12 protein-coding genes are annotated in these 10991 nt (G+C 31.1%); 1 reads left to right on the top strand and 11 read right to left on the bottom strand.

Features of this window, described 5'->3' with window-relative positions:
- Nucleotides 1-136: 136 nt before the first annotated feature.
- The 10 genes from CD129_RS09000 to CD129_RS09045 all read right to left on the bottom strand — a co-directional run bounded on the left by CD129_RS09000 (nt 137) and on the right by CD129_RS09045 (nt 9755).
- Complete coding sequence (locus tag CD129_RS09000; RefSeq protein WP_078358121.1) at nt 137-781, bottom strand: KinB-signaling pathway activation protein; 645 nt, start codon at nt 779-781, stop codon at nt 137-139.
- Between the two features lie 15 nt (nt 782-796).
- Complete coding sequence (locus tag CD129_RS09005) at nt 797-1858, bottom strand: Mrp/NBP35 family ATP-binding protein (RefSeq protein ID WP_107509926.1); 1062 nt, start codon at nt 1856-1858, stop codon at nt 797-799.
- Between the two features lie 133 nt (nt 1859-1991).
- Complete coding sequence (locus CD129_RS09010; RefSeq protein ID WP_078358119.1) at nt 1992-3461, bottom strand: MDR family MFS transporter; 1470 nt, start codon at nt 3459-3461, stop codon at nt 1992-1994.
- Nucleotides 3462-3532: 71 nt separating this feature from the next.
- Nucleotides 3533-4000 carry a SepA family multidrug efflux transporter gene (locus tag CD129_RS09015; RefSeq protein ID WP_107509927.1) on the bottom strand — a complete coding sequence of 156 codons (468 nt, stop codon included), beginning with the start codon at nt 3998-4000 and terminating at the stop codon, nt 3533-3535.
- Between the two features lie 28 nt (nt 4001-4028).
- Complete coding sequence (gene sdrM, locus CD129_RS09020) at nt 4029-5369, bottom strand: multidrug efflux MFS transporter SdrM (RefSeq protein WP_115337134.1); 1341 nt, start codon at nt 5367-5369, stop codon at nt 4029-4031.
- A 3-nt stretch (nt 5370-5372) separates the two neighbouring features.
- A complete protein-coding gene (locus CD129_RS09025; protein ID WP_078358116.1) occupies nt 5373-6962 on the bottom strand; it encodes an amidohydrolase in 1590 nt (529 codons plus the stop codon).
- A gap of 115 nt (nt 6963-7077) precedes the next feature.
- Complete coding sequence (locus CD129_RS09030) at nt 7078-7479, bottom strand: TipAS antibiotic-recognition domain-containing protein (RefSeq protein ID WP_107509929.1); 402 nt, start codon at nt 7477-7479, stop codon at nt 7078-7080.
- A 124-nt stretch (nt 7480-7603) separates the two neighbouring features.
- Nucleotides 7604-7846: a hypothetical protein gene (locus CD129_RS09035; RefSeq protein WP_078358114.1), complete on the bottom strand. Its 243-nt coding sequence runs from the start codon at nt 7844-7846 to the stop codon at nt 7604-7606.
- A 9-nt stretch (nt 7847-7855) separates the two neighbouring features.
- On the bottom strand, nt 7856-8554 hold the full coding sequence (gene trhA / locus CD129_RS09040) for a PAQR family membrane homeostasis protein TrhA (protein ID WP_078358113.1): 699 nt from the start codon (nt 8552-8554) through the stop codon (nt 7856-7858).
- 13 nt (nt 8555-8567) lie between these two features.
- Complete coding sequence (locus CD129_RS09045) at nt 8568-9755, bottom strand: UTP--glucose-1-phosphate uridylyltransferase (protein ID WP_078358112.1); 1188 nt, start codon at nt 9753-9755, stop codon at nt 8568-8570.
- A gap of 180 nt (nt 9756-9935) precedes the next feature.
- Between CD129_RS09045 and CD129_RS13220 the strand changes: the two genes are divergently transcribed.
- Complete coding sequence (locus tag CD129_RS13220) at nt 9936-10088, top strand: hypothetical protein (protein ID WP_169711986.1); 153 nt, start codon at nt 9936-9938, stop codon at nt 10086-10088.
- A 55-nt stretch (nt 10089-10143) separates the two neighbouring features.
- Here the strand turns inward: CD129_RS13220 and CD129_RS09050 are convergent, their stop codons facing one another.
- A complete protein-coding gene (locus tag CD129_RS09050; RefSeq protein ID WP_078358111.1) occupies nt 10144-10635 on the bottom strand; it encodes a metal-dependent hydrolase in 492 nt (163 codons plus the stop codon).
- Nucleotides 10636-10991: the final 356 nt, after the last annotated feature.

A 10991-nucleotide genomic window follows, 5' to 3' on the forward strand; every position in this document is an offset into this window, starting at 1 on the left:
GTCGTTTTCAGCGACCTTTATATAATATCAAGTGGTCTTATAAAAGTCAATAATATATATCGATTTTTTTACAAAAAATTAAAAAACACAAGATTAAGGTGTAATAAACCTTTAATCTTGTGTTTTTGTTCATTTATCACTTGCTTTTAATGCTATTTTCACGATTTGCTTTCTTCGCTTTTCTTTCTTCGAGAGACAATGCATTAAATTTTGGCAATGTAATAAGCTGATAAACATTACATAATAATAAACCAAATATTGTTAAATAAATCCAGCTTGTATCTTCTACTCTTAAAAACGGAATAAGTTCTACAGTAGTCATAACTATCATAAAGAACATAGATGGTATCCATAAATTCTTTTTAGATTGCTTATTTTTAAGATTGCTTGTGATGGTTGCAAAAACAATAACGACTATAGGTAGCCAAATAAATGAAAGTATTTGATCAGTGCCACCAAATCTCAAAAATCTAAAATAGACTAGATCGAATATAGCAAATATCGTGACAACGATTTGTACATGTGGCCAAATCTTCCCAAATATTCCGATACCTAACTGATTTATAAACAAATAGATAAAATATGCTAACTGACTTATTGTGGCAACTAGTAGACCTACTACTATAAACCATACTGATGCCGCTATAAAGTTTCCAATATCTCCTGCAAATAAATACTTCGTTACTTTATCATAACCAAAAATTAAAGATGATAAATATGTAACGACAACACCAATAAGCAGTGTATTTCTATAAAATTGAATTAAATATTTTAAGGTCACTTGCTTACCTCCGCACTACTCTTCCATTGTTATATTAATTATATTTTTAGCAATTTGACTATAAACCTTACCTAGATCTTCATTTTCTTTATATATAGATGGTGAGAAATTATTTTCATCCCATTCTGGCTGACTTAAAGGAAGTTCTCCTAATAATGTTGTTTGAAGTTCTTCTGCTAACTTCGTGCCTCCACCTTTGCCAAATACATACTCTTTATTTCCAGTTTCTTTACTTTGGAAATAAGACATGTTTTCAATGACACCAATAATTGAGTGCTCAGTATGTTTAGCCATCGCGCCCGCTCTCGCTGCTACGAATGCAGCAGTTGGATGAGGCGTTGTAACAATAATTTCTTTACTTGAAGGCAACATTGTATGTACATCTAAAGCTACATCACCAGTGCCTGGAGGTAAATCGAGTATTAAATAGTCTAACTCTCCCCATTTAACTTCGGTAAAGAAACTAGTAATCATTTTACCGAGCATAGGTCCTCTCCAAATAACTGGCGCATTTTCTTCCACAAAGAAAGCCATAGAAATAACTTTAACACCTTCACGTTCAACAGGTATGATTTGTTCTCCTTCTACTTCAGGTTTTTCTTGAATACCCATCATATCTGGAACACTAAAACCATAAATATCAGCATCAACAAGTCCAACTTTTTTCCCTTGTCTTGCAAGCGACACTGCTAAATTGACCGCTACTGTTGATTTGCCGACGCCACCTTTACCTGAAGCTACAGCTATAAATTCTACAGGATTATCTTTAGATAACAATCCTTCAATTGTTTGTTCTTCCATTACTGCTTTAAATTTTTCTAGTGCTTCTGCAGACAATTCATCAAATCTTATTCCAACTGTTTTAGCACCATTTTCTTTTAATAAATCAACAATTTCCATTTGTAAATCTAATTGAGGCTGTCCACCTAACTTAGCAATAGCAACCTTCACACTTACATGTTCTTTCTCTTCTTTAATGCTTACCTCAATAATACCGCCTGTTTCTTTTAATGGTACATCCACAATTGGATCATGTAATGCTCCCACAAGTTCTTTAACCTGTTCTACAGATAACAAAGCTACGACTCCCCTTCTAAAATATTTATCTATTCATCTTTATAATTAGTGTAACAAAAAAATTATACAAATAGGTAGTTTAATGTTCAAAAAACAGGCTGAGACATTAATTTGTCTCAACCTGTTTAAAATCTTATTTTGAGTGGTTAGGTATTCTAGTGTTTCGATTAATTTTCTCTGTTTTAAGAAATATTGAAAGTACAACTCCAAAGAATACGATAACTGTTAATACTAAGAACGCAATATTAATACCATGTATCATTGCTTGAGATTGTAATATTTCTGCTTTATTACCAGAACTTGCTACCTCTAATTGTTCTTTTGATGGATTAAAGTTTTTAGCACCAATTGACATGATTGTTACTAAAATTCCCGTACCAATTGAACCAGCAATTGTTCTTAAAGTATTCATCATTGCTGTTCCGTGTGATAATACTTCGTTTGGTATCGCATTTAAACCAGCTGTGTTAACTGGCATCATAATCATAGAAACACCAAACATTCTTACTGTATAAACGATAATCAAATATGCTAATGACGTATCGGTACTCAAGAATGCAAGCATCAACGTCGTGACACTGATAATTGAGAAACCTGTAATAGCGAGCCATTTCGCACCATATTTATCAAATAAACGACCTGTTACAAGAGACATGATTCCCGTTACAATTGCACCTGGTAATAATAACAGGCCTGATATGAGTGCTGTATATCCTCTAGCATCTTGCATATACATTGGCATCAACAATGATGGTCCAATTAAAGATACCATTGAAAATACACCTATAACTGTCGTTAGTGCAAATGTTTTATATTTAAACACTCTTATATTCAATAATGGTGTTTCTAGTTTTAACTGTCTGAATATAAATACTATTAATGTAACTACACCAATGATCAATGTAATGATAACAGTAGCTGAAGTAAATCCTAATGATCCTGCACTACTGAACCCATACAGTAATGACCCAAATCCTACTGTTGATAAAATTAAAGATGGTACATCTAAATGTACATCTTTTGGCTTAGAAATATTTGTTAAGTATTTCGCACCAAAAGCTAATGCTATTACTGAAAATGGAATAATTGAGTAGAACGGACTTCTCCAACTAAAATTATCCACTAAGTATCCTGATAAAGTTGGTCCTAATGCAGGTGCAAATGAAATAACTAAACCTGCCATACCCATCGCAAAGCCACGTTTTTCTTTAGGGAATAAATTAAAGAGTACAAATTGCATAAGGGGCATCATAACTCCCGCACCCATTGCTTGAAGTACCCTCGCTAACATTAATATACTAAAATTAGGCGAAAGTGCTGCTACCAGTGTACCTATTGTGAATGATAACATCGCCATTAAATAAAGTGGTCTTGTATTAAATTTATCCATTAGAAATGCAGTCGCTGGTATCATAACACCATTAACTAACATAAATCCCGTCATTAACCATTGTCCTTGGTTAGCATCAATATTTAAATGTACCATGATTTCAGGTATCGCTGTATTTAATAAAGTTTGATTTAAAATTGCCACAAAGGCACTTACTAACATCACAGCTACGACTAGATTTCTTTTACCTTTTGAAATATCCTGAACATTCATGGTTTCAACTCCTTCTAAAATATACCTTTGGTATTATGCACTATTTTATTTCGGAAATCAAAATAAATGTTTCATCTATTTAAATTTTTACTATCTGGATAAAAGATTTCAGTACATATATATAGAATCGTAATAATAATTAAAATTACCCAGAATTCAATTTTTATTTGTGAATAATAAATATGCACTGTGAAATAAAACATAATTGTACTAACAGTAATGGTTAATAAATGGAAGGTCATGCCTTTAAAGTATGGATTATCATTCAATTTATTTTTGAATCTGTCTAATAAAAATTCAATGGCAACTAATGTGAAGTAACCAAATAAAATATAACTACCATAATAAAACAAGTTATCTATCACACTTTTATTATAATTGAATTCTGCCAAACCATAATAAATTAATATTCTACTTAAGCCAAACATACCAAAAGAAAGTAACACAATGAAAATTGCACCAGACAATGTGAAGATACTTATAATAATCAATAACGTCAATAATTGAAATAAATCAAAGCGTTTGTTTTTTCTTTTCATACATTGTTACTCCCTTTTGTATTCTTCGTTAAATGCTATCCCTATTTGCTTCTTTAAAAATGAGGGACCATGCAATCGTTAATGTTACTGCGACGAGTATAATATAAAGCATAATATTTTGCACACCGTAAGTTAAGAATGGAACATCTAGCACATATATGGAAGCTACTATTAATGATCCAGTTGTACTTCCAATTGTTTTGAACAATGTGTAAATCGACATCATTGATCCTAACTGATGACTTGGTGCTTCTTCCTGAACTACTACTACATCTTTTGTATATACAGTTCCAAAAGATACACCCATCACAAACACAGCGAATGGAATAATTACAATCCATTCTACTCCAGTTATAATTGCGAAACTACCAACAAACATTGCTAAGAAAGCCAACAAATAAATAAACTTTAATTTTATTTTATCTAGTCTACCTAATATAAATGTAATAAACAGCCAACCGACAGACATTGGAAATATCGTTAAACCACTTTGTAGCGGAGAAAAACCTTGTTCATTCTGTAAATATATTGGCATAAAAATAGTATATCCCATTAACATTGTTGAATATAATAAGTCGGTAAATAGAACTAAAATAATTTTCCTATTAAATGCTTCAATTGGAACAAATGGATTTTTAATACTTGTTTCTATTTTATATAAAGTAAAAGCGAGTGCTATTAATATTACGAAACAAATCCCTCTTACTATAAGAGGTATATGTTCAGCTACTATTAATAAGAAACTTGCTACTACACCATAAAATATAAGTAATCCCTTATAGTCTAATTTCGTTTTTTCTACTTTTTCTTGTTCAAAATTAAAGTATTTAATAACGAGCCAGATAGATATTAAAGCTATAGGTACATTTATATAAAATAAAAAGCTCCAGTTTAAATATTCTAATATTGCACCACCTAGTAGTGGACCTACAATACTTGATATTCCCCAAACACTTCCAACTATGCCCATTACTTTATATCTTTGTGGTATTGGAAATGCTAACTTTGGTACAACTTGTCCTAAAGTCATCATCACGCCTGCACCAAGTCCTTGAACAATTCTTGAAATGACAAGCAATGGAAAACTATTTGTCATTTCACTTAATCCACAAAATACACTACCAATTATAAAAACTGATATTCCAAGTAGAACTACAAATTTAATATTTATACGCTTAACTAATTCACCAACAATTGGTGTCATAAATACGACTGCGATTAAATATACTGTAAAAATTAATGCCACTTCTGTTTCAATATTAAAATCTCTTTGCATCGTTGGCGTTGCCAATGACACTATAGATGTTTCAATTGCACTCATAAACATAATGAGTACTAATGCTAGTACAATTCCTTTATTCTTACTCATAATTTACTCTCTTTCGTAAACAATTTTTCCGTTAACTATCGTTTTAATTGCTTGTATATTCGCTAACTCTTTTGGGTCAGTCTCAAATGGATCTTTATCTAATACTGTAAAATCCGCTTCGTATCCAGGTTTTATTTTTCCTGTTCTATCAGTTGTTTGTGCAATTTCACTTGCTTGCGTCGTATATAAACTCATTGCATCAAATATAGATATTGCTTCTTCAATGAAATATGCACCGTTTTCTCCATAAGATTGTCTATTTACAGCTGCATGAACACCTAACATCGGATTAGGCGTTTCTATAGGTGCATCAGACCCACCACCTATAATAATGTTCAAATCTAACATTGATTTAAATGGATATAAATATCTCGCTCTTTGATCTCCAACTTTATCTTGCACCCATGGGAAATCACTCGTAATAAACTGAGGTTGCACATCACATATTACGGGTAATTTAGAAACACGTTTTAGTAATTCTTCATTCAAAGTACTAATATGAATCAATCTATCTCTTAACTCTTTTGGTGCTGGATATTTTTCAATAGCATCTAATACCATCTCGCAAGCTTTATCGCCTATCATATGAACAGCTATTGCCCCATTATATTTTCTAGCTAGTTGAACTTTTTCATTCAATTCTTCTTGAGTATATATGGATAAACCATAATTTTCACCAGCTGGGTCGTTCGAATAAGGTTCTTTCAATAAAGCTGTGCTACCACCAAAAGCACCATCTGCATAGAATTTCATAGCATCTGGTTCTAACCAACCATCAACGAAAGTAGCTTGTTCATCCATCATTTGTTCATAAACACTAAAGTGACGCAACAAACGTACTCTAAATGGTCTTTGATGATCTTCTCCACCAACCACTGTTTTATAAGCGTTCAAGACATCTTTATAATCTTCGTAATATCCTAAATCTTCAGTATGAGATCCCGTTATGCCAAATTGATATAAATAATCTATAGCATTTTGTAAATGTTTAGTTAGCGATTGTTCATCTTCGTTAGAAGCTAATTCTTCAAAAGGTTCCATAGCTGTATCATAAATCCAGCCAGTTAACTCACCATCTTGTTTTTCATATGATCCACCAACAGGATTGTCTACATCATCTTTGACATCTAATTTTTTTAAAGCTTTCGTATTGACGATTGCTGCATGTCTGCAAACTCGTTTAATGATAACTGGATTATCTTTACACAACTCATCTAAATCGTTCTTATCTAGTCTAATGCCATGTAATAAATTTTCATCATATCCTTCAGCAACTAACCATTCACCAGGTTCAAGCTGTTCAGCTTTTTGCTTAATCTTATCTTTAACGACTTCTATATTTGTTTCACCGTTTAGGATAACAGATGAAAGCCATACACCTGTCCCCAGCACATGGATATGGGTTTCTACAAAACCAGGGAACATCGTACCCTCATTTAAATCTATTACTTCAAAATCTTTTATATTGATTTCATTTAGATCATCTTGTGTTAATAATCTTTCTATTGTTCCATCATTAACGATAACACCTACATATGTATCTTCAGAATGATTCATAGTATATATTTTTCCATTGTTGAATAGCTTCTTCACCAGACCCATCTCCTTATAAATTAACATAAGTCAATTTTACATATATAAAAGCAAAAAAGACACCGATAAAATCGATGACTTTTTTGCACATACTTTTCGTGGTCATGTACTCAGTTTATTTCAATACATGCTTAACTGCTAATATCAATTCTTGTGTTCTATCCTCACCAAAATAATCACGATATCTTTTATCCGCTTCATACATATTGATGATCTCTAAATGTCTATCTTCTGTATAGTTCGGCCAACTATAAGTAAGCCATTCTCTGTGCAAGTCTGTTACTTCTTCTTGCTTTTCTAATGTAGCACCTTGTTGCACCAGATTATCTAATTTCTCTAATAATTTCTTTTCAATTTGATTTTTACCTTTAATTTCACTTTGACTCATATCTAAGAAATTGTCATCAGCTTGATCAATTTTATGACCGCTTCTGTCCTCGACCGCTTCTCCTTGTATTTCTTCTTCTTTATTTAATTTTTCACGATTGAATGATTCAAATTTTCTTTCATCTGACATGATCATGTCCCCCTATTCATATCGATAAATTATCTTATATTGTATATTTACCCCTTTTTTCAAAAATTAACAAAAGAACGACCAACTAATTATACATTTCCTTAGTTGGTCGTCCTTATTAAAATTATTTTAACCGTCTTTGTTCACCTTTTTTAATATGTTCATTGAATTTTTGGCTATTATTTCTTCTTTGATGTTTAACGAGCATTATTATGACATAGACTAAAATCAATCCAAATATTAGAGAAACGAATCCCATAAACTGTAAACCGCCTTGTTTACCATCACTAAATACAAAATAATAAAAGAAATAACCTTGTATTAAAATAATAATCGTAAGGACACTATAATACAAACGATAATTCATTTTGACCTCCTACATGAAGTACATAATTGCTAGAAAATGAAATATAGATGCAACAAGGATAAAGAAGTGCCATATCATATGGAAATACTTTCTATTTTTTTGAGCATAGAACCATGCACCTATCGTGTAGCTGATACCGCCAATCATTATAAATAACATGAAAATTAAAGATGTCTTATTTATAATGGTTGGCAACATTAGTACAGCCATCCATCCCATAATTAAATACATTGCCAAACTCAATTTATGATTTACATTTTTAGCTGTAGATTTATAAATGATTCCCCAAATAGTTATACCCCACTGAACAGCCATAATCACCCAGCCTAGCCAGCCACCTACTAATGACAAAGCTATTGGTGTATAAGTTCCGCAAATTGCTATATAAATCATACTATGATCAATGATTCTCATAATATACTTTTGAGGTGAAGATGAAGACATTGAATGATAAACTGCTGATGATAAGAACATAAGCATAATACTAATAATGTATATAGATACACTTGTTGATTTAAGTGCACCATCATTAATATAGCTTTCAACAGCTGCGTACGGTAAGAAGAATAAAAGTAAAAATGCTGGTATACCATGAGAAACTGCATTTCCTACTTCCTCTCCAAATGAGAGTGGCATTATATCTTTAAATGCTTCTTTAACTTTCCCGTCTTTTCTAGGATGAGACTGCGTATTATTTATTTGATCCATTCATATACCTCTTTTATAAAAGTTGATTATTTTCTAAATCTTTTTGAGCTGTTTCTATACTATCTTTTCCTTCTTTATTTTTTAAAGGACTAAATTCTATATCTCTATTTACTTGAAGTGTAGCGAAAGTTTGAGCATATTGAAAAATATCAAAGTAGAATAATTCAAACTTTAATGATTCAATTTCAACTACGCTGAAATCTTCATCTAATTGCTTAAGTTTTTTAACAGCTAAATGATAAGGAAGTGGTTTAGATGCTGCATCAATTAGAAAATCAACTTTAAACACATGAATACCAATATTAGCATTATCAAGTTTATTTACGTCTTCAGGAGTTAGTTCAGAATACTCAAGCACTCGTTTTTTTCCATCAACTGAAACAATACGACCTACTTTTTCATCTTCGTAAGCTTTAATTGATTTAGTTGTAACATCACTATTTTTCTCTATAGTATATCCAACAAATTCTGGATCTAATACTTTAACTAATGCATTATCAATGTTATTTAGGAATAAATACTCAACGCCATTCTCTTTCATTTCTGATAATAGATTATTCTTTTCTAATGATTTAAACACACCACCATTACCATTAGGTGTACGCATAATATGCTTATCAGTGTCTAAAATCAATTTACCTTCCGTAGTTAAAGCTACAATGTGATCTTGCTTGAAAAAGTGAATATAATTTTCGTCATAATCAAAATACTTATGCTCTAGGAAGAATGATAACGTATCTTTATGGTTAACATCACTTGTCATAATGTACCAATGAATTGGCGTACCTACTTCTTCAGTTAAATTACGTAATTGTTCAGCTTGTCTTTCAAACAAACTTTTATCATTAAATGAGAATGTACCTTTTGGACCTTTATGTCCTAATCTAGTACCTTGCCCACCAGCCATTAATAAGACAGCGAATTTCCCCTCTTTAATAGCCTTAATTCCTAATGATCTATAAGACTTCAACTCATCTAGCGTAAATTGATTTTTTACATCAAAATTAACTTGTTCTATATCTTCTGCAACTTCAATGGGTTTTCTATTTACATATACATCTTGGTATAAATCATTTATTTCATCTAAATCCAATCTATTAATATCTAAATCTAATTGTTCTTTCTCACTCTGACTCATCACTTTACTATACTCTAAAAAGTGCTCTTGTCCATGTTGTTTTAACATTGTTTCATCTAGCATTATAATACCTCCGAATATTTGACTCATTATCATTATACGACTTTAGAATGATTTGTCTAAAAATATCACAAAAAAATAATAATTAAAATGATTATTTAAAAAATAAACGGGTAAATATATTAATGTGTTGGTTCAAACACAAAATATTCCTATTAATAATAGGCCAAGGAGGATTTTATTATGAGTTTAGGAGATAAGTTCAACGACGCAAAAGACAAAGCAGTTGAAAAAGGTAAGGACCACGTAAACGAAAATAAAGATGAGTACACAGAAAAAGGTAAAGACTTCGCTAAAGATAAAGGCGAAGATTTAAAAGGTAAATTCGGAAAATAACATATTAATATTAATGAGGCTGGGACAATTAATTGTCTCAGCCTCTTTTCGTTATTTATATAAATAAACGATAAATGTCTTTCCACCATAATATAATTGTAACAATCGTAAAGGCAGAAGATAAACTTAAATCAATTGCCCCACCTGTTTTAAATACAATTGGTAATTTAACAGAAACATCTAATGGATAGAATAACTTCACACCTCTAGGCGTTAACATATCTAAAATAATATGAGACAACATACCTAATATTATAGACACTAAATAAGGTTCTGGTGCAGAAATTGTATTCAATCCCCAAAATATTAGAAATAAAAATAATAAGGAGTGAGTAAATGTTCGATGTCCAAAAATCAATCTTATAATAAAGCTAATTGGAAATAACTTCTTTCCAATATTACTTTTAAAATGGCAGATATCTGGAACTAAACTTGAAACGCCGCATAAACTAACTATCGTAAAAGAAGTGAAAACATCTTCTCCATAATAAATACTTAATGATGACCCGATGAATATACCGCAAGCTAGATGTGTTTTTCCTGTCATATTAATTTTTCCTCTTTTCAAAATCATTTTATTTTATTTTACCACAAAATACCGAACAAGTATACGAACACTTTGTGACTTTATCGTGATGTACATCACAAAAAATAAATTCAAATGACGAAATTGTGAAAACAATCACAAAAGTATTGATTTGAAATAAAAGCCTGTTAAACTATAGTTGTAAGTCATATTAAACATAACCCTATACCATTGTTGAAATAACCCCCTTATTTCACAGTAAAAAGCGTTCGTCTACAGAGACGAACGCTTCAGACTGTGGACAAACTGAACTTAATTTTATAAGTTCAGTTTGTTTTTTTGTTTTAATAAGTATGTTTTATTAAATTTAAGCTTAA

This window comes from Mammaliicoccus fleurettii (assembly GCF_003970575.1).
In the GTDB taxonomy this organism is placed as follows: Bacteria; Bacillota; Bacilli; order Staphylococcales; family Staphylococcaceae; genus Mammaliicoccus; species Mammaliicoccus fleurettii.